Source organism: Acidovorax sp. 107 (assembly GCF_003058055.1).
In the GTDB taxonomy this organism is placed as follows: domain Bacteria; phylum Pseudomonadota; class Gammaproteobacteria; order Burkholderiales; family Burkholderiaceae_C; genus Acidovorax.
Window position 1 is genome coordinate 508106 of sequence record NZ_QBTZ01000001.1, and the last position, 19461, is coordinate 527566.

The 19461-nt window shown below is 66.8% G+C and carries 19 protein-coding genes; 7 read left to right on the forward strand and 12 right to left on the reverse strand.

Annotated elements, in window-relative coordinates; translation table 11 throughout:
- Positions 1-274: 274 nt before the first annotated feature.
- A complete protein-coding gene (locus tag C8C99_RS02425; protein ID WP_056639650.1) occupies positions 275-637 on the forward strand; it encodes an MliC family protein in 363 nt (120 codons plus the stop codon).
- Between the two features lie 93 nt (positions 638-730).
- Here C8C99_RS02425 and C8C99_RS02430 read toward each other — a convergent pair whose 3' ends face one another.
- Both C8C99_RS02430 and C8C99_RS23900 read right to left on the reverse strand, forming a co-directional pair.
- Positions 731-1252: a hypothetical protein gene (locus C8C99_RS02430; RefSeq protein WP_108624856.1), complete on the reverse strand. Its 522-nt coding sequence runs from the start codon at positions 1250-1252 to the stop codon at positions 731-733.
- Complete coding sequence (locus C8C99_RS23900) at positions 1236-2063, reverse strand: DUF6502 family protein (RefSeq protein WP_158274150.1); 828 nt, start codon at positions 2061-2063, stop codon at positions 1236-1238. The genes C8C99_RS02430 and C8C99_RS23900 overlap by 17 nt, the downstream gene beginning before the upstream one ends.
- Positions 2064-2228: 165 nt before the next feature.
- On the opposite strand from C8C99_RS23900, the gene C8C99_RS02440 reads away from it, so the two are divergent.
- Positions 2229-4262, forward strand: a complete 2034-nt coding sequence (locus tag C8C99_RS02440; RefSeq protein WP_158274151.1) for a beta-propeller domain-containing protein — start codon at positions 2229-2231, stop codon at positions 4260-4262.
- Between the two features lie 139 nt (positions 4263-4401).
- Here the strand turns inward: C8C99_RS02440 and kynA are convergent, their stop codons facing one another.
- The 5 genes from kynA to C8C99_RS02465 all read right to left on the reverse strand — a co-directional run bounded on the left by kynA (position 4402) and on the right by C8C99_RS02465 (position 9656).
- Positions 4402-5292 (reverse strand): tryptophan 2,3-dioxygenase, encoded by an 891-nt coding sequence (kynA, locus tag C8C99_RS02445; RefSeq protein ID WP_108624859.1) that lies wholly within the window; start codon positions 5290-5292, stop codon positions 4402-4404.
- A gap of 18 nt (positions 5293-5310) precedes the next feature.
- Positions 5311-6621, reverse strand: coding sequence for a kynureninase (gene kynU, locus C8C99_RS02450; protein WP_108624860.1), 1311 nt, complete (start codon positions 6619-6621; stop codon positions 5311-5313).
- Positions 6622-6718: 97 nt separating this feature from the next.
- Positions 6719-7375, reverse strand: coding sequence for an arylformamidase (gene kynB, locus C8C99_RS02455; RefSeq protein ID WP_108624861.1), 657 nt, complete (start codon positions 7373-7375; stop codon positions 6719-6721).
- Between the two features lie 212 nt (positions 7376-7587).
- Positions 7588-8994, reverse strand: a complete 1407-nt coding sequence (locus C8C99_RS02460; RefSeq protein WP_108624862.1) for a HAMP domain-containing sensor histidine kinase — start codon at positions 8992-8994, stop codon at positions 7588-7590.
- Complete coding sequence (locus C8C99_RS02465; RefSeq protein WP_108624863.1) at positions 8991-9656, reverse strand: response regulator transcription factor; 666 nt, start codon at positions 9654-9656, stop codon at positions 8991-8993. The genes C8C99_RS02460 and C8C99_RS02465 overlap by 4 nt, the downstream gene beginning before the upstream one ends.
- Before the next feature lie 122 nt (positions 9657-9778).
- Between C8C99_RS02465 and C8C99_RS02470 the strand changes: the two genes are divergently transcribed.
- The 4 genes from C8C99_RS02470 to C8C99_RS02485 all read left to right on the forward strand — a co-directional run bounded on the left by C8C99_RS02470 (position 9779) and on the right by C8C99_RS02485 (position 14569).
- Complete coding sequence (locus tag C8C99_RS02470; RefSeq protein WP_158274152.1) at positions 9779-11764, forward strand: S9 family peptidase; 1986 nt, start codon at positions 9779-9781, stop codon at positions 11762-11764.
- The gene (locus tag C8C99_RS02475; protein WP_233247149.1) at positions 11752-12183 is read left to right on the forward strand and encodes a copper-binding protein; all 432 of its coding nucleotides are present in this window, start codon (positions 11752-11754) and stop codon (positions 12181-12183) included. Before C8C99_RS02470 ends, C8C99_RS02475 begins: the two co-directional genes overlap by 13 nt.
- Positions 12184-12317: 134 nt before the next feature.
- Positions 12318-12647 carry a FeoA family protein gene (locus tag C8C99_RS02480; protein ID WP_056639734.1) on the forward strand — a complete coding sequence of 110 codons (330 nt, stop codon included), beginning with the start codon at positions 12318-12320 and terminating at the stop codon, positions 12645-12647.
- Positions 12644-14569: a ferrous iron transporter B gene (locus tag C8C99_RS02485; RefSeq protein ID WP_108624865.1), complete on the forward strand. Its 1926-nt coding sequence runs from the start codon at positions 12644-12646 to the stop codon at positions 14567-14569. The genes C8C99_RS02480 and C8C99_RS02485 overlap by 4 nt, the downstream gene beginning before the upstream one ends.
- Before the next feature lie 325 nt (positions 14570-14894).
- Here C8C99_RS02485 and C8C99_RS02495 read toward each other — a convergent pair whose 3' ends face one another.
- Genes C8C99_RS02495 through C8C99_RS02505 form a run of 3 tightly spaced genes read right to left on the reverse strand, consistent with a single transcriptional unit; the run spans position 14895 to position 17727 of the window.
- Positions 14895-15575: a hypothetical protein gene (locus C8C99_RS02495; RefSeq protein ID WP_108624867.1), complete on the reverse strand. Its 681-nt coding sequence runs from the start codon at positions 15573-15575 to the stop codon at positions 14895-14897.
- Between the two features lie 8 nt (positions 15576-15583).
- Positions 15584-16513: an ornithine carbamoyltransferase gene (argF, locus tag C8C99_RS02500; RefSeq protein ID WP_108624868.1), complete on the reverse strand. Its 930-nt coding sequence runs from the start codon at positions 16511-16513 to the stop codon at positions 15584-15586.
- Between the two features lie 17 nt (positions 16514-16530).
- Complete coding sequence (locus tag C8C99_RS02505; protein WP_108624869.1) at positions 16531-17727, reverse strand: aspartate aminotransferase family protein; 1197 nt, start codon at positions 17725-17727, stop codon at positions 16531-16533.
- 241 nt (positions 17728-17968) lie between these two features.
- Here C8C99_RS02505 and C8C99_RS02510 point away from each other — a divergent pair, with 241 nt between their 5' ends.
- Positions 17969-18295: a DUF3579 domain-containing protein gene (locus tag C8C99_RS02510; protein ID WP_056639606.1), complete on the forward strand. Its 327-nt coding sequence runs from the start codon at positions 17969-17971 to the stop codon at positions 18293-18295.
- Positions 18296-18346: 51 nt separating this feature from the next.
- Here the strand turns inward: C8C99_RS02510 and C8C99_RS02515 are convergent, their stop codons facing one another.
- Together C8C99_RS02515 and rpsT are read right to left on the reverse strand one after the other, a co-directional pair.
- Positions 18347-18883, reverse strand: a complete 537-nt coding sequence (locus tag C8C99_RS02515) for a hypothetical protein (protein ID WP_108624870.1) — start codon at positions 18881-18883, stop codon at positions 18347-18349.
- Between the two features lie 180 nt (positions 18884-19063).
- A complete protein-coding gene (rpsT, locus tag C8C99_RS02520; protein WP_015015385.1) occupies positions 19064-19366 on the reverse strand; it encodes a 30S ribosomal protein S20 in 303 nt (100 codons plus the stop codon).
- Positions 19367-19461: the final 95 nt, after the last annotated feature.

Here is a 19461-nt window from a genome sequence, read left to right on the forward strand (position 1 = left end):
GGAGGCTCTCGATGTGGGGATGACCCCAATGACGGTGCCGGGGGCGTGGGGCAATCTTGTGTCCATGCGCTGCACCGGGTGTTGGCCACGGTTCTGGAATCGCAGATTTCGGTCTCTCGCAATCAGGATGGTGCAGGTGGTGGTGAATGGCAAGGTTTGTGCTTAGGTGGCAGGCAGGGGCGCTGAAAAGGCCCTGTGGGCCGGTGGCCACAAGCCGTTGGATGGAAGTTGTCGGGCGGGCTGCGAGGCTGCGCCGCGATGTCAGGAGTGACCGATGAAGACGATGGTTTTGCTGGGTTCGGGTGCGTTGGCTACCTTGTTGTTGTCGGGCTGCGCAAGCCAGCCCCCGGTGATGCAGGCGTTCAACGCCCCCGCCGATGGCAGCAGCATGCAATACGCCTGCGGCAATGGTGAAAAGGTCGAGATGCAGTTCTACCCCGAGCAGGGACGCAGCGTGATGCGCCGCAGCGGCTGGACGGTGGAACTGCCCAAACAGGCCGCTGACAGCGGCTATGCCTACAGCAACGGCCCCACCACGGTGCTGGGCAAGGGCAATGAGCTGACGATCCAGATTGGACACCTGGCACCGATCTGGTGCCGCAGCAACCGCGGCATGATGGTGGCTGGCGTCCAGTAACCTGCCCCCTTTGACCCCAGCCTGTGATGGGCTGGTGTGGTTTTCGCTTTTTTCAGGGCCTGTGCAGCCTGTCTGCACAGGCCCTGTGTCGTTTCAGCGCGCCTCGGGCGTGCAGGCGCCAGGGGCGGCTGCTGCAGACGCAGGGCGCTGCTCCAGCATGCGGGGGGCGACCAGCAGGTTGCCCTGTGCGTCCCGCACGGTGACGACCACCTCGCGGCTGCTGTCGGCGCGGGTGTCGCTGAAGTGCAATTGCATCTCGGCGGCCACGGTGCGGGTTTGGGGCTCGCCCCCGTTGGCAAATTCCGTGGTTTCCAGCGTGCCCTGCAGCAGCGCCACGCCCTGCGCATCGATCTGCCACGGGCCGGTGAACACAAAGCGCTGGCAGCTGATGCTGAGTTCCACCCGCTCGTTTTCCAGCAGCAGCTCTGCGCCACCGCAATGCAGCGCGCAGGGGGCACCCACCGTGAAACCCGCGCCCGAGAAATAGACCGTGCCGTTGATCGGGCCAGTGCCCGTGCCGCCGGTGCCGGGACCGCAGGCGGCCAGCACCAGCAGGGCAGCGGCGGTGGCCAGCAGCCGGGCCGCCCGGGCCCAGAGTTCAGGAAGGACGTTCATCTTGGTCTGCGGCATAGAAGTAGCTGCCAAAGCGGGCGCGCCGGTTGCGCTCGCCAGGTGGGGTGTTTTTCTGGTCGTGGTCGTAGCGGGCCTGGGCCTCGGTCATCACCGTCTTGAAGGCCTGGCGCCATGCCTTGGCGGCCACGGCGTGCAGGCGGCGGGCTGATTCTTCGCTGAGCTGGTCCACAAACACGGCCTGCTCCAAGTAGTTGTGCTCGCCCTCCAGGTTGAGGCTGGCGGCGGCCAAATGGTCGTGCAGGTTGTCCTGCATCAGCTGCGCCATCTCGGCAAAGCCCTGGCGCGGCACAAAACCGGCGGCCAGCAGGCGGATCTGGCCGTCCTCGCCTTCCTCGGCCATGCCCAGGCGCACCAGTTCGTCAAGCACCGCTCGGGGCCGCACATCGCTGCTGATGCTGGCCACCAGGCCGTCGAAGTGCGGGGGCTCGCCGCTGCGGGGCAGGGGGCGGGGCTGGCCCTCGTCGTCCAAGCAATCCGTCTGGCTCAGCCAGCGCGCGGCCACCTGGCTGGCCATGTTCAACGGGGTTTCGCCAGCTTCTTCTTCAGCGGTGGGCTCGGCCAAGCGGCCCAGGTTGCGCACATCGCGCCGGTGCACGCCCGACATGAGGCTCACTGCACTGTCGGTGGTTTTTTTGCCCGTGCGCTGCAGCTCGTCGTGCGCAGCGTCCAGAAACACCTTCTTCATCGCCGCCGCAAACGCGGGGTAGGCCACGCCATTGCGCAGCAGCAGGCGCGCCAGAGGGCGCAGCACGTGCAGGGCAGAGGCCAGAACGATGGCGGAGCGGGAGGGCATGAAAAAAAAGGGCCGAGACGCGGCGGGTGTCAGGTGCAGGCTGTGATTGTCATCTGGTTGACGGCTGGAAATTGTGTGGGATATTATCCCACTCATCTACGATGCGGTGTGGGCGCAAGCCGACGCCTCGCCGTGGGTATCCGCATTCACAGGGAGAACAAGCACATGAAGAACCGAGGGTTGATGAACACATTGGCGGGCATGTCCCATGCGTCGCCCGCATGGCTGGCCGTGGCCACCGCCGCATTCGTGGCGGGCTGCGGTGGCGGGGAGGGCGGCAACCCGCAGACCCCCAACGAGGCGCGGCTGCAGGTGGCGCGTTCTGGCGATCTGGTGGCCTACTTCAAGGCCAAGATTGCGCAGCGGGTGGCGCTGGGCTACCCGGGCACGGCCATCACCGTGCCCACCGTGGGTGGCTTGAGCAGCGCGGGCAGCGTGGTCACCCACACCGGTGTGCCGCTGGCAGGCACGGCGGTGGAGGAAGACGGCCTCATCAAGGCCGAGGGCAACATGCTGTATGGCTTGCACCGCGCCTACGCCACCGACACCGGCCGCGAGCCGCCGCGCCTGGCCGCCCTGGCCCGCGCGGCCGACGGCAGCCTGACCGGCGTGGGCAGCGCGGTGCTGGACGCCAAGTTCATCCCCCAGGGCTTTTATGTGGCGGGCGGCGGCACGCGCGCTGCCGTGCTGTCGCAGCGAGACCCGTATGCCGACCGCCAGCCCGTGGTGGCTGCGGCCGACGCTGGTATCACCGTGTTGCCGGAGTACAGCCGCACGCTGTCGCTGGACCTGTTTGCCATCCACAAGGACATGGCGCCCGCGCAGATCAAGCAGATGCGTATCGATGGTCTGCTGGTGGGCAGCCGCCTGATTGGCAACACGCTGTACCTGGTCACCACCTGGTCGCCCGACCTCACACGTTTTACCGTACCGGCAGGGGCCACGGCATCGGCGGTGGAAGCAGCACTCAAGGACCTGAACACCGCCGCGCTGGTCCCCACCCTGCGCGTGGATGGTGGCCAGCCGCAGCCGCTGGTCAACGAGGCCGACTGCCTGGTGCAGACGGGCAACGCGTCGCTGTCGCTGCAGCTCACGTCCATCACGGCCATCGACCTCACCTCGTCCAGCCTGGCGCGCACCAGCCGTTGCTTTGCGGGCGGCAGCGAGGCGGTGCATCTGGGCGCGCGCAGCGTGTATGTGGCCAGCTCGCGGCAGTACCGCTATGGCGGCGATGTGGCCAACGCCGTGTTCCCGGCCGACAGCCGCACCGACATCCACAAGTTCACCTTCCGTGGCGCGCAGGTGGACTACGACGCATCGGGCAGCGTGGACGGCCACCTGGGCTGGGACCTGCGCCGCCTGCCATCGCGCCTGAACGAATACCAGAACGATCTGCGCGTGCTGACCTTCACCGGCAAGACGGGCCAGAGCGGCATGCCGCCGGTGACCATTCAGGCCCAGCAGGCCTCCCCCGCGCTGCTGACCGTGCTGCGCGACAGCGGCCGCGACAGCTATCTGGGCCCGCAGGCCAAGCTTCCCATCCGGCTGCGCACGGCGCGGGGCGACCAGCAGATTGACAACCTGTTCTTTGCAGGCCCTCGGGCCTATGCCACCCCCTTTGCCACCACCGAACCCGTGTGGGTGCTGGACCTGGCCAACCCCGCCAGCCCCACCGTGGCGGGCGAGCTGGCGGCGGGCGGCCATGCCGACCACCTGGTGCCGCTGCCGAACGGCCTGTTGCTGGGCGTGGGCAAGGACAGCGCCCAGGGCGGTGTGGCCGACGGCCTTCAGCTTGCGGTGTTTGACGTGCGCAATGCCGCGCAGGGCAAGCGCCTGGCCACGCAGGCGGCGGGCGGCCGGGGCAGCATCACCACGCTCGACAGCACCCGACCAGTGCTCAACCTGCAAGCCGTGGATGGCAAGGTGCGCATCGCCTTTCCCGCCCGCGTCTACCAGGCACCCACGGGCGTAGGCACGCCACCACCCGTGCGGGGCTACCAGGGCGCCTTGCAGCTGGAGGTGAACACCACCACCGGCGCGCTGGCCCAGCGCTCCATGGTGGTGTCCACCGCCCTCCTGAACGGCGACACGCCCGGGCTGTACAGCCGCTTTGACATCGCCAACGAGCGCAGCCTGCAGGTGGACAACGTGGCTTACCAGCTCTCGGGAGGCCAGGTGTTCACCAGGGCCGGAGACTGAAGCGCTGCCGGTTGCGACTCAGGGAGAGAACTATAAAAACGATAGCTGCTTGCGCTTTTCTGTAGGGCGCAGGCGGCAGTTCAAAGGCCTGTTCACCGGGGTGGTGAACAGGCCTATTTTTTTCGGCGCGGCGTTGTGCTTACAGGTCGGTGCGCAGCTTCCAGATCTCGGGGAACAGCACCACATCCAGCATCTTGCGCAGGTAGCTCACCCCGCCCGTGCCGCCCGTGCCGCGCTTGAAGCCGATCACGCGCTCCACGGTGGTCACGTGGCGGAAGCGCCAGAGGCGGAAGGCGTCCTCCAGATCGGTCAGCTCCTCGCCCAGCTGGTACAGGTCCCAGTGCTTGTCGGGGTTGCGGTACACGGTGAGCCAGGCCTGCTCCACCGCGTCGTTCTCCACGTAGGGCTGTGTCCAGTCGCGTTCGGTGTGGCTGGCGGGCACGTCCAAGCCGCGCCGCGCCAGCAGGCGCAGGGCCTCGTCGTACAGCGAAGGTGCCTCGTAAGCCGCCTGCACCAGCGCCAGCAGGTCGGCGCGGTGCTCGTGGGGCTTGAGCATGGCGCGGTTCTTGTTGCCCATCGAAAACTCGATGCAGCGGTATTGGTAGCTCTGGAAGCCGCTGGACTGGCCCAGGTACGGGCGCATGGCGCTGTACTCGGGCGGCGTCATGGTGGCCAGCACGTCCCAGGCGTGCACCAGCTGCTCCATGATCTTGCTGACACGCGCGAGCATCTTGAAAGCGGGCGGCAGCTCGTCGCGCGCAATGTGGCCGATGGCCGCGCGCAGCTCGTGCAGCATGAGCTTCATCCACAGCTCGCTGGTCTGGTGCTGCACGATGAACAGCATCTCGTCGTGCGCTGGCGACAGCGGCTTTTGTGCGGTGAGGATGGCATCGAGCTGCAGGTAGTCGCCGTAGCTCATGCTTTGGCTGAAGTCGAGCTGGGCGCGCTCTGCGTGCACGATGGATTCGGGCAGGGCGGCAGATGCCGCGTTGTTGTTGTCACCCGCAGGGGTTTGCGAAAAAGGGCACATGGTGGTTTGCCTTTCCGATCAGGTGACGGCGTGCGTCTGGTTGAACTCGGCCTTTTGCCACTCGCCGCCCTCCAGCACCTGGCGCAGGTGTTCCACGGCGTTCCAAACGTCTTCAAAGCCCAGGTACAGGGGTGTGAAACCAAAGCGCAGGATGTCCTTGTGGCGGCCCGTGCCGCCGTCGCCCTTGCGGAAGTCGCCGATCACCCCGCGCGCAATCAGCGCCTGCACGATGGCGTAGGCACCGCTGCCCTGGCCGTTCACGCCAGCGCCTTCATCGCGCGTCAGGCACACCTGCGAGCCGCGCTGTGCGTGCTCACGCGGCGTGGCCAGGCCCAGGCCGTGGCCTGCACAGCGTTCTTCCACCAGCTGGATGAACAGGTCGGTGAGCGCCAGCGACTTGGCGCGCAGAGCGGCCATGCCGCCCAGGCTTTGTGCAGCGGTGAACACATCCAGCCCGCATTGCAGGGCCGACAGGCTGATGATGGGCTGCGTGCCGCACAGGTAGCGCGTGATGCCCGGGGCGGGTTGGTAGTCGGGCGTGAAAGCAAACGGTGCAGCGTGACCCCACCAGCCGGACAGCGGCTGCCAGAAGCGGTCAGCATGGCGTGGGTGCACCCACACAAAGGCCGGTGCGCCAGGGCCGCCGTTCAAATATTTGTAGCCGCAGCCGATGGAGAAGTCGGCGCCCGCGCCGTTCAGGTCCACAGGCACTGCGCCCGCGCTGTGTGCCAGGTCCCACACGCACAGGATGCCCTGGGCGTGCGCCGCAGCGGTGATGGCGGCCATGTCGTGCATGGCGCCGGTGCGGTAGTTCACGTGGGTGAGCATCAGCACGGCCACGTCGCTCGTCAGCGACGCGGCAATTTCTTCGGGCTCCACCAGCACCAGCTCCAGGCCGCGCTCCTTGCACAAGCCTTCGGCAATGTAGAGGTCGGTGGGGAAGTTGCTGCGCTCGCTCACGATGCGCTTGCGGGCGGGGCTGTCTGCGCGGGCGATGTTGAGCGCCGCGCTCAGCACCTTGTAGAGGTTGATGGAGGTGCTGTCGGTGCACACCACTTCATCCTGGCCCGCGCCGATCAGCGGGGCGAGCTGGTTGCCCAGGCGCTGGGGCAGGTCAAACCAGCTGGCGGTGTTCCACGATTTGATGAGGTCGGTGCCCCATTCGCGGGTGACCACATCGGCCACACGCGCAGCGGCGGCCTTGGGGGCCACGCCCAGCGAATTGCCGTCGAGATAGATCACGCCGGGCGGCAGGGCGAAGTGGTCGCGCAGGGCGCGCAGCGGGTCTTGGGCGTCGCGGGTGCGGCAGTCTTGAAGGGTGATGGACATGGGCGTTGGGGGAGGTGATTGCTATGTTATTGATAGCTGTTGGCGCATGTTTTACTGGCGCTTCCAGCCAAAAATGCTTGAAATTCTGTGTATCGCGCTAGTCCAGCGCCCGCAGCACGGCCCGCACGGGGGATGCATCGGCTGTGGTCAGCTTCAGCGGCAGGGCGATGAGTTCGTAGTCGCCCGCGGGCACGGCGTCGAGCACCAGGTTTTCGAGCACACGCAGGCCCCGGCGGCGGATGACCTGGTGGCTGTCCAGCGTCTTGCTGTCGGCCGGGTCGATGCTGGCAGTGTCGATGCCCACCAGCAGCACGCCCCGGTCGGCCAGGCGCTCGATGGTGCCGGGCGCGTAGGCGGCCAGCTGGGCGTCCCAGCGGTCCACGGGCATGTGTTCGTAGGTGCGCACCAGCACGCGCTGCGGCAGGGTGCCGTTCACGGCGTGGGCGATGTGTTCCCAGGTGATGAGCGGGCCGCAGCCGATGGCGTGGATCACGCGGCAGGGGCCCAGAAAGGCGTCGAGCGATACGTCGCCAATGGTGGCGCCCTGTGCGTCGTAGTGCAGCGGCGCATCGGCATGCGCGCCCACATGGGGCGACATCGTGATCGCGCTCACATTGACCGGGCAGCCTGGGCCGATGGTGGCGCACCACTGCTGGCTGTAGGCCGTGTCGCCGGGGAACACAGGGCTGCCCGCGTGCACGGGCGGCGAGATGTCCCAAAGCTGGCGGGCGGTGGGGGAGGAAGGCGTTGACATGGGACAAAGTTTGCATGTCCCGAAAAACCCGTGGTGTCGGTTATTTCCAACAGCTGGCGGATTTTTTGTTGAAGCCTAAACTATTTGAATGAGGCAGTAGCCCGGCTGCTACCCAGAAAAAAAACCAGGCCTCCCGCCAGCCGCGCCGTGAGCATCGGGGGTCTCGCTCGGTCTGCAGCGCACCTTTGTTGCTCGATGCGTGCAGAGGGTTCCTAGCTGCCGTGGGGGAGAGGAATGCGAACAAAAAATCCCACGCCCCGGCCGTTCAGGCCCGCACCCACCTGCACCTGCCCGCCCATGCGCAGCACTGCCTGCCGCACGATGGCCAGGCCCAGGCCCGAGCCGGTGGCGACATGTCCCAGGCCCCGGTAGAAGCGCTCAAACACCCGCTGGTGCTCGGTGGCCGGAATACCGGGCCCGTCGTCCTGCACTGACAGGTGCAGCACCGAGTCCTCGCGCCGCAGTGCCACCGCCACGTTGCCGCCATTGGGCGTGTAGCGCACCGCGTTGTCGATGAGGTTGTGCGCAATCGACTCCAGTGCGGGCAGGTCCAGCCGGGCGTCCAGGGTGTCGGGGGCGTCCAGCGACAGCTCGATCTGCCGCGCCATGGCCTGCGGTGCCGCCTGGGCCAGCGCGGCGCGCAGCCAATGCGCCACGTCCAGGTTGCGCGGGGCGGGGCGCTGGGCGTCGTCCAGCGCTGCCAAGTCCAGCAGCTGTTGCGCCAGGTGCGAGGTGCGGGCGATGGCCTGCTCCAGGTGGGCCTGCGCCTGGGTGCGCTCCTGCGCGATCTGCGACCGGGCCATCACATGGGCCTGGGCCGTGATCACGGCCAGCGGTGTGCGGATCTCGTGGGCCGCGTCCTGCACAAAGGCGCGCTCGCGTTCGACCTTCTGGCGCAGCTGCGCAAAGAGGTGGTCCAGCGACTGCTCCAGGGGCTTGAGTTCGCGGTGGCGGGCGTTGAAGCCCACGGGCTGCAGGTCGTCGGTGTTGCGCTGGGCGATGCGGTAGGCCAGTTGCTGCAGGGGGCGCAGACCATTGCGCACTGACAGCCAGACGGGCAGCAGCACAAACGGTGCGGCCAGCAGCAGGTAGGGCAACAGCGACTGCGCATTGCGTGACAAAAACGCAGCGTCGGAGCGCTTGGGGTCGGCGATGGTGAGTGCCCAGCGTGCATTGCGGCCCGCGTAGATGCGGTGCACCTGACCGTTGACGAGCGTCTCGGTGATGGAGCCATCGGGCGCGCGGGCAGGCAAGGGCTCCCAACCGGGCGACGCATACGCGCGTTGGCCCTGAGCGTCCCGCAGTTCGTAGAGCGATGTGCCCGGCAGCGTGGCCAACTGTCGTCGGCGGATGTTGGTCCAGATATCGGTCGAGGCGAGCGCCGCCGCCGCGAGGGCTGGGTCCGTCACCTCTTGCAGCGATACCAGCACGGCATCGCCATACTTCTGCAGCCCCGGCTCGTTGGTGATGGTCTGCTTGTAGGTTGCAAAGATATAGCCCAGCAGCACGGCCCACACCAGCACAAAGGCCAGCAGCACCGACACGACGCTGCGGCGCACCAGCGTGGGCTCAGCCAGCCAGTCCCAGGCAGCGCGCAGAGAAGGCTTGGAGGTGTTCATGCTTGCAGCAAGTAGCCCACGCCCCGCACGGTGCGGATCAGCTCGGCACCGATCTTGCGGCGCAGGTTGGACACATGCACCTCGATGGCCGCAAAGTCCACGGGCTCGCCCAGCGGGTCCAGCCGCTGCGACAGCACGCTTTTGGACACCACCACGCCGGGCTCGCGCGCCAGCTCCAGCAGCAGCTGGAACTCGCGCGGCGACACATCCAGCACCATGCCATTGCGCTGCACCGCGTGGCGGCGCGGCTCGATCACCAGCTCGCCCAGCACCCAGCGCTCGCTGGCCTGGCGCGCGCTGCGGCGCAGCACGGCGCGGATGCGCGAGAGCAGTTCGGCCGTGGCAAAGGGCTTGATCACAAAGTCATCGGCCCCGCCGTCCAGGCCCGCCAGCCGGTCCTCCACCGCTGAGCGCGCGGTGATCACGATGATGGGCACCTGCCCGCTGTGCCCGGTCTGGTTGCGCCAGCGCGCCAGCAGGTCAAAGCCACTGCCATCGGGCAGCGTCAGGTCCAGCAGCACGCAGTCCACCGTGGTGGCATCGACCGTGGCGGGCGCATCCACGGCGCGGCGCAGCCATTCGCTGGTCAGGCCCTCCACCTTCAGCGCGGACTGCAGCGCGCGGCCCAGGTCCAGGTCGTCTTCGATGAGCAGGATGTGCATGGGGCGATTGTGGCGGGAGCAGCCCCGGTTGCGTGGTGCCGCAGCGGCACCTTTGGCTGGCCTTAAGGCGGGGCTTTGCACAATGGGCGTATCCAATGGCTCAACACATGGGGGAGAAAGCAATGGCATCGACGACAAGGCAGGAGGGAATGCGGCGATGGTGGGGTGGCGCGGCGCTGGCTGCGGCATTGGCTTTGGGGGGCTGTGCATCGGGGCCCACGCACCCATCGCTGGCCGGGGCGCAACTGCCCGACCTGGTGCCGGTGCGCGACTTCGTGGCCAGCCGCCAGTCCAGCGGCGGCTACCGCGTGTCGCCCGATGGAAAGCGCATTGCCTGGTTTGGCACCGACGGCGTGGTGCCTGCGATCTGGGTGCAGTCCATCGATGGGGGCGACGCCAAGGCGTTTCGCATCCGTGCGCGCGCCATCCGCTTCAGTGCCAACAGCCGCTGGCTCGGCATCACGGCCGACCCCACGGGCGATGAAAACACCCGCATCTATGCGGGCGCGGTCGAGGGCCCCGGTACCGACTTGCGCGAGCTGATGCCTGCACCGCGTTCAGTGGCGCATTTTGCGGAGGCGGTGGATGCCTCGTCCGACTTCATCGTCACCTCCAACCAGCGCGACAAGAAAGTGTTTGACCTGTACCGCGTGAACCCGGCGGGTGGCGCGCCGGTGCTCATGGCCACGAACCCCGGCAATGTGGGCTGGTGGGGCGTGGACACCACGGGCCAACTGCGCGCCCGGGCGCGGATCCAGGGCGAACAGGTGTTGCTGGAGCGACCTGGCGCCGAGCCGGGCAGTTGGGTGACGGTGGCAGAGCGCAGCCGGTGGGACACGCTGAACATCTTTGGCCTGCACGATGAGGGGCGCAAGGCCTGGGCCCTGTCGAACCGGGGGCGCGACAAGCTGGCGCTGGTGCGGCTGGACCTGACCACGGGCACCGAGGAAGAGTGGTTTGCCTCGCCCGATGTGGACCTGGACAACGTGACGCTGAGCCGCCGCACCCGCGAGCCGCTGCTGGCGTACTTCATGCCGGGCTACCCGGCACGCAAGGTGTTTGACTCCGCGCTTGATGCCCGGCTGTCTGCGCTGGCCGGTGACAAGCCTGCAGAGGTGCTGGTGACCAGCCTGGACCAGACCGACAAGGTGCTCACGGTGGCGGTGGCCACCGACCGGGGCACGCGCAACTACCTGCTGCGTGATGGGCAGGAGCCCCGCTTCTTGGGCGAGAACCGGCTGAGCCTGATTGCCAAGGACCTGGCCCCTACCGCGCCCATCACCTACACCGCGCGCGATGGTCTCACCCTCCACGGCTACCTCACGCTGCCCGTGGGGGCTGCGCCGCAGCGGCTGCCCACCGTGCTGCTGGTGCATGGCGGCCCGTGGGCGCGTGACCGCTGGGGCGATGGCGCCACCAGCCGCGCCATGCAGCAGTTTCTGGCCAACCGGGGCTATGCGGTGCTGCAGGTCAACTACCGGGGCTCCAGCGGCTACGGCCGCAACCATATGGAAAAGGCCCGGGGCGAGTTCGCGGGCCGCATGCACGACGACCTGGTGGACGGCGTGCGCTGGGCGGTGGAGCGCGGCGTGGCCGACGCGCAGCGCGTGGCGATCTACGGTGCCAGCTACGGCGGCTATTCGGCCCTGGTGGGCGCCACCTTCACGCCCGAGGTGTTTGCCTGCGCCGTGGATGTGGTGGGCGTGACGGACATCGCGCGCTTGCTGGAGGCCGCACCGCCCTACTGGGAGCTGGGCCTGCCCTGGTGGCACCGCTATGTGGGCAACCTGGCCATGCCGGAAGACCGCGCCCGTATGGACGCGAAGTCGCCCCTGTACCGGGCGGAACATGCGCAAAAGCCCATCCTGATCATGCACGGCGTGAACGACCCGCGCGTGAAGCTGGAGCAGTCCGAATGGATGGTGGCGGCCCTGCGCAAGGCGGGCAAGCCGGTGGACTACGTCACCTTCACCGGGGATGGCCATGGCAACCAGCGCTGGCCCAACAACCTCACCATGTACCGCAAGACCGAGGACTTCCTCGCCCAATGCCTGGGTGGGCGGACCAGCGGTTTTGACTACTACCAGCTGGGCGCGTGGGCGTTCTGATGGGGCAGGCCGTCACTTGGTTGCTTGCCCGCTGGGGGCAGCGCGGCTGCGGGTTTGCCACCGCACTGGCCTTGGCCGCCGTGTGTGGTGCGGCAGGTGCCCAGCCCGTCGCACCAGCGGGCGCCGCCTCGGCTGTTGCTGAGGATGCCGCCCCTGCGGCTCCGGTCTACACCCGGGCGCGGGTGGTGTCTGTGGAAGCGGATGCGGGCGGCAACGCCACGCATGTGCGGCTCAAGCTGCTGCCCCGCGCCAAGTTGCCGTTCACCACACAGACCTTCCGGGTCGTCAACCCTGCCTTGCTGCACGGCATTCCGCAGGGGGCCTGGGTCCAGTTCACTGCCCGGCACATCGACGGCGAAAACACGCTCACGTCCATCCGCGTCACGGCGGAGTGCAAGCGGTTTGAGCGATGTGACTGACTGCCCTGGCGGGGCGGGGCGCATTGCAGCTTGCGCTGCATCAAGGAGAGATTGAGGCGGCGACCACTGCGATACAGATATTGATAGAATGAGAATCACTATTATTTGTATCGAGGCCAGTCACCATGAAAACCATGGACGATGGCGCTGCGGCGCGGTTGCATCTTCCTACGCAGCAGAACCTGTCTTCGCGGCTGGACCAATTGCCGCGCCGCGCCTTGGGCCGGGTCACGGGCTTGTTGCCCGCGCAGGACGCGCAAGAGCACAGCACGCTGCTGCGCTTGCTGGAGATCGGCTTTCTGCCCGGTGAGACCGTGCAGGTGGTTGCACGCGGCGGCTGGGGCGGCGACCCCATCGCGGTGCGCGTCGGGCAGGCCACGTTTGCGCTGCGCCGCCAGGAGGCCTCCATGGTGCAGGTGCAGCCGTTGGATGATGCCACCCTGCCTGCCAAGGAGCTGGCATGAGCGCTCAGGCCACTGTGCAGCCCAACGCCGCCGATGCGCCCCTGCGCGTGGCGCTGCTGGGCAACCCCAACTGCGGCAAGACCGCGCTGTTCAACCTGCTCACCGGGGCGCGCCAGAAGGTGGCCAACTATGCGGGTGTGACGGTGGAGCGCAAGGAAGGCCTGCTGCAGACCACCGCTGGCCGCCGCGTGCGCGTGCTGGACCTGCCGGGCGCCTACAGCCTGCATGCACACAGCGTGGACGAGGCCATCACCCGCGACATCGTGCGCGGGCGCCGCGCGGGCGAGCCCGTGCCCGATGTGCTGGTGTGCGTGACGGATGCCACCCACCTGCGCCTGAACCTGCGCCTGGTGCTGGAGGCGCGCGCCCTGGGCCTGCCCATGGTGCTGGTGCTCAACATGATGGACGTGGCCGAGCGCCAGGGCATCGCCATTGACCGCGAGGTGCTGTCGCGCGAGCTGGGCATGCCCGTGCTGGCCACCGTGGGCGTGCGCGGCAACGGCGCGCAGGAGCTGGTGCAGTGGCTGGATGGTGCCAACCTGCAGCAGCTGCAGCGCCCCGTGGTGGCGCCCGATGCGGCGGCGCGGCTGGACGCGAGCGACCTGGAGGCGCAGAACGATGTCATTCGCACCCACCAGGAGGTGCGGCGCATTCTGGACCAGGCCGTGCGCGTGCCGGTGGTCAGCCTGCGCACGGACGACCGCATCGATGCGGTGGTGCTGCACCCGGTGTGGGGCCTGTTGATCCTGGCGGCCACGCTGTTCCTGATGTTCCAGGCGGTGTTCAGCTGGGCCGAGCTGCCCAAGTCGTGGATCGAAGATGGCGTGGGCTGGCTGGCAGCCTTGGTCAACGCCCACATGGCCGACGGCCCCTTGCGCAGTCTGCTGACCGACGGGGTGCTGGCGGGCGCGGGCGGGGTGCTGGTGTTTTTGCCGCAAATCCTGTTCCTATTCCTGTTCATCCTGGCGCTGGAGGACTCGGGCTACCTGCCGCGTGCGGCGTTCTTGCTGGACCGCGTGATGGGCACAGTGGGCCTGTCGGGCCGCTCGTTCATTCCGCTGCTGTCGAGTTTTGCCTGCGCCGTGCCCGGCGTGATGGCCACGCGCTCCATCACGCACTGGCGTGACCGGCTGGTGACCATCATGATCGCCCCGCTCATGACCTGCTCGGCGCGCCTGCCGGTGTACGCGTTACTGATTGCTGCCTTCATCCCCGAGAGCACCGTGGCGGGGGTGTTCAACCTGCAGGGCGTGGTGCTTTTTGCGCTGTATGTGGCGGGCATCGCCAGCGCCATGGCCGTGGCGGCGGTGGCCAAGCTGGCCCGCAGCGACACGCGCGCCACGCCGCTGATGATGGAGCTGCCCGCGTACCGCTGGCCCAGCGTGCGGGGCCTGGCCTATGGCCTGTACGAGCGGGCGGTGATTTTCATCAAGCGGGTGGGCGGCATCATCCTGGCCGTCACCGTGTTGTTGTGGTTCCTGTCCACCTACCCCGGCGCGCCAGAAGGCGCCACGCAGCCCGCCATCACCTACAGCCTGGCCGGCCAGCTGGGTCGCCTGCTGGAGGTCATCGTCGCGCCGATTGGCTTCAACTGGCAGATTGCCATTGCGCTGGTGCCCGGCATGGCGGCGCGCGAGGTGGCGGTGAGCGCATTGGGCACGGTGTACGCGCTGTCTGCCACGGGCGACGAGGTGGCCAGCCAGCTGGGGTCGCTGATTGCGGGGTCGTGGTCGCTGGCCACCGCGCTGTCGCTGATGGCCTGGTATGTGTTTGCGCCTCAGTGCATCTCCACCATTGCCGCCGTGCGCCGTGAGACCAATGGCTGGCGCTACCCGCTGCTCATGGTGGGGTACCTGTTTGCCATGGCGTATGCCGCCAGCTTTGTGACCTACCGCGTGGCGCTGGCGCTGGGCGGGGGCTGAGGAGGAACGTTGTGATGGCCCAGCAATTCATCGTTGGTCTGATTGTGCTCGCGGCGGCACTCTATGTGCTCTGGCGTTACCTGCCCGGGCGCTGGCGCCAGGGGTTGGGCAAGGTCCACCCGGGGTTGGTCCAGTCGCCGGGCTGTGGCGCGAGCGATGGTGGGTGCAGCAGCTGCGGCAGTTGCGCGGCGCCATCCGATGCAGCAACTGCAAAGCCCGTAGCAATGCCCGTTCGTCGTGGATCTGCTTCTCAGTGAATGCTATCTTTTAGATAGCTAATAGCGAATGATTCACTAGCGCTACAGGCCGTTTTGGCTCCAATCGCCTACTGGTACAGCTGGCCTTGGCCCAGCGCGCTCAGCGCCTGTTGCAGGTTGACGCGCGCCTGGGCCTCGTAGCGCTGCGCAAAGTAGTCCGTGCCGTAGATGTGCGGGCGGTCCAGAAACCCCTGCAGCACGGCGCTGCGCCCCGCCACATAACGCGGCCAGCGCACAAAGAAGTATTCACGCCGCACGTTGCGTTCGAACTGCCGGTACACCGTGTCGTTTTGGCCCAGGATGGCGAGGTCGATGTCCACCACCCACAACGCATCGCCGGTGAGCGGGCCCGGGGTGTGGCGGGTGTCCATCACATGCTGGTGCACGGTATCGGCCAGCGCGGTGGGCAGCCCTTGACCCAGCAGGAACTGACGCGCCCAGTCGGCGCTGTGTGCCTCGTTGTGCCCGCTCCACGGCCAGTAGATGGCGTCGTGGTACCACAGGGCGAGGGCCACAGCATGGGAGTTGTGGAGCGCGCAGGGCTGCTGGTTCTGCACCGTCTGCAGGTGCCGCAGGCAGGCCCGCAGGTGGCTGGTGTCGTGGTAGGCGCGGGGCCAGCGGGCCCAGCTGCGCAGCAGGCGCCGGCCTTCAGCACGCCAAGCGGGCGTGTCGCGCCCCAGCGCTTGGCCCAGGGCCTGCCAGTGCGCCAGCAATTCGGCGCTGTGGGCGGGCTGGCGGCGCCAGGGCATGGGGGCTTTTAGGCCAGTTTGCCCAGCAGCAGGTACTCCATCAGGGCCTTCTGCACGTGCATCCTGTTTTCCGCTTCATCCCACACCACCGACTGCGGCCCGTCGATCACGTCGGCCTCGACCTCTTCGCCCCGGTGTGCGGGCAGGCAGTGCATGAAGAGGGCGTCGGGCTGGGCGGCGGCCATCATTTCGGTGTCCACACACCAGTCGGCAAAGGCCTTCTTGCGCGCTTCGTTCTCGGCTTCGTAACCCATGCTGGTCCACACATCGGTGGTGACCAGGTCGGCGCCTCGGCAGGCTTCCATGGGGTTGCTAAAGAATTGATAGCTGTCAGCGCTGATTCCATGGGCGCCAGCGGCCAATTTCTCGTCCACTTCGTAGCCGCGCGGGGTGCTCACATGCACCTTGAAACCCAGCAGCGACGCCGCCTGCAGCCAGGTGTTGGCCATGTTGTTGCCATCGCCTACCCAGGCCACCGTCTTGCCCTGGATGGAGCCACGGTGCTCGATGTAGGTGAAGATGTCCGCCAGGATCTGGCAGGGGTGGTACTCGTTGGTCAGGCCGTTGATCACGGGCACGCGCGAGTTGGCGGCAAAGCGCTCGATCTTGGCCTGCTCGTAGGTGCGGATCATCACCAGGTCGGTCATGCGGCTGATGACCTTGGCGCTGTCCTCGATGGGCTCGGCGCGGCCCAACTGGCTGTCGCCCGTGGTCAGGTGCACCACACTGCCGCCGAGCTGGTACATACCCGCCTCAAAGCTCACACGCGTGCGGGTGCTGGCCTTCTCGAAGATCATGGCCAGCGTGCGGTCCACCAGCGGGTGGTGCTTTTCGTAGGCCTTGAACTTCTTCTTGATGAGCGCGGCGCGCTCGAACAGGTAGGCGTACTCGTCGGCGGAGAGGTCGGTGAACTGCAGGTAATGTTTCAGCGTCGTCATGGCAGTGGGACTATTCTTCATTCAGCCAGGATGGCTTTGACCAGCGGGGTCAGCTTGGCGACGATCTCGTCGGCTTCGGCGGTGGTGAGGATCAGCGGGGGCACCAGGCGGATCACGGTGTCGGCCGTGACCGACAGCAGCAGGCCTGCCTCGGCCGCGCGGCCAATCAGGGCGCCGCAGGGCTTGTTCAGCTCAATGCCCAGCATCATGCCCTGGCCCCGGATCTCCTTCACACCGGGCAGGCTGCCCAGCTCGCGCTGCAGTGCCGCCTTGAGGTGCTCGCCCACCGTGGTGGCATTTTGCAGCAGGCCGTCTTCTTCCATGATGCGGATGGTTTCGACCCCGGCGCGCATGGCCAGCGGGTTGCCGCCAAAGGTGGTGCCGTGGTTGCCGGGCTGCAGCACGTTGGCGGCCTTGGGGCCCGCCACCACCGCGCCAATCGGCACACCCGAGCCCAGGCCCTTGGCCAGCGGCATCACGTCGGGCACGATGCCGGCCCACTGGTGGGCAAACCACTTGCCGGTGCGGCCCATGCCGCACTGCACTTCGTCGATCATCATCAGCCAGCCGCGCTCGTCGCACAGCTTGCGCAGCTGCTGCAGGTATTCCACGCGCATGGGGTTGATGCCGCCTTCGCCCTGGATGGTCTCGAAGAACACGGCCACCACGTTAGGGTTGCCTTCGGTGGCCTTCTTGATGGCTTCGATGTCGTTGAGCGGCACGCGGATGAAGCCCTCGACCAGCGGGCCGAAGCCGCTGTAGATCTTGGGGTTGCCGGTGGCCGACATGGTGGCAATCGAGCGGCCGTGGAAGGCCTTTTCGTACACCACGATCTCGGGCTTGGCGATGCCCTTGTCCACGCCGAACTTGCGTGCGATCTTCAGGGCTGCCTCATTGGCCTCCAGGCCCGAGTTGCAGAAGAAGACGTTCTGCATGCCCGACAGCTCCACCAGCTTGGTGGCCAGCTGCTCCTGCAAGGGCGAGTGGTAGTAGTTGGAGGTGTGGATCAGCTTGGTGATCTGGTCCTGCAGCGCGGGCACCAGCTTGGCGTGGTTGTGGCCCAGCGTGTTCACGGCAATGCCGCCCAGGCCGTCCAGGTATTCCTTGCCGTTCACGTCCCACACGCGGCTGCCTTGTCCACGGGCCAGCGCGATGGGTACGCGGCCATAGGTGTTCATCACGTGGGGCGAAGCGGCCTCAATGAAAGCGGTCATGCGGAAATCTCCAGACGGTGCAGTGGCGAAAAAACGAGTCACGATTCTAGGGGGAGCAGGGCGACGGTCTGTTGACGATTGCGCATCAGTGCAATGCAGCCCACTACCTGAGTTTGGGGTGCTATGTGTAGCGCGGCAGAGGGATTAGGGAGCCAGCTCTTATATAAGAGTTAGAATGTCGCGTTGCGGTGCAACATGCAGTGATCCTGCGTCTGTGCCCTCACTACCACTCCAATCCCCGATGGTTTCCCCCTCCTCCAAAGAAGTCTTCATCCAGGGCATCACCCACGAAGGGAAAACCTTTCGTCCCAGCGACTGGGCCGAGCGGCTGGCCGGGGTGATGAGCAGCTTTCGACCCGGTGGAGCCCGGCCGGGCAGCCATTTGAGCTATTCGCCCTGGTGCATTCCCACCACGCTCAATGGCGTGAAATGTGTGGTGGTGCACCGCGACCTGCAGGGGCACGAACCCATGGCCTGGGACTTCGTGATCAATTTCGCCCGTGACAACAACCTGCAGGTGGCCGAGGCTTGCCTGCTGCCCGACGTTCCCCCGCTTCCAAAGCCCTGAGGGTGCGCCTGCCGGGGCGCAGACGGTGGCCTGCGCGCGCCGTGGAGCCCCTCAATAGCGCACGATGAGCGCAACGATGCCAAGGAACGCGGCCACCGCTGGTTCCATGCCAGGCAAGTCGATCACAAGCTCCCGTTTGAAGGTGATGGCCGACCTCTCCCGGATGCACCCCAGCGGTTGTCCGGTGGAGAGGTGGGTGACGGGGAAGTTCTTTGTGAGCCAGCCGGAAGACGTCCCGACCTCGATGTCAGCCGGCTGCGTCATCACGATGCGCGGCAGGCGCCGACCGGTGTTTTGGCTCAGAACGTCTGCCTGGGCGTGTATGGATTCGTCGGCGGTTTCGAGCGTGTAGCGGATATCGCTGACGTACCCCCGGCTCAGGTAGCAATGCCGCACCCTCCAGGCCTGGCCGTGCAAAGTCATCTGAATGTCGCCCTTGGCGGCATCTTCGGCGCTGAAGACGCGCAACCGGGCATTTTTGGCCTGCGCAAACCACGCGTAGTGGAATCCACCCACCACCAGGCTTTCGGTGCCATCCAGAAACTCGTAGGCAAAACCATCCAACGCTGACTTCTGCCGCAGGATCATGGGGCCTCATGGAGTGGGGGTATTGCGGGGCAATGTAGCCGGTTGCCGTGAGGAAGCCCTCAACGAAAAAACCGCCCGAAGGCGGCTTGTTCGTTTTTTTGCTGGCAGCGCACCCGTTACAAACGGCGAACGGCAGGTGCCGTTCGGGCTGTTTGCCTGCCGGGGCAGGCGGTCAATTGATTAAGCGGCTGCGGGTGCCAGGGCTTTCACCTTGGCAGACAGACGGCTCTTGTCGCGAGCAGCCTTGTTCTTGTGGAAGATGCCCTTGTCAGCCACGGTGTCCACCACGGCTTGCATCTTGGCGAACAGTTCGGTCGCCTTGGTCTTGTCGCCAGCCAGAACAGCCTTTTCGACGTTCTTGACAGCGGTACGGTATTTGGAACGCAGCGAGGTGTTTGCAGCGTTGATCTTGACGTCCTGACGGACGCGCTTGCGGCCCGACGCCAGGCGCGGGTTCTTCTTCTTGGGTTTTGCGGATGCCATTGTTTAGTTCCTTGGGTCTGTGGATGATGCCAGCAAAGCCAGCGATTATAGCCCAGAGCCTTTCGTTGCGCCACTGCGACAACGGTTCACGCCCA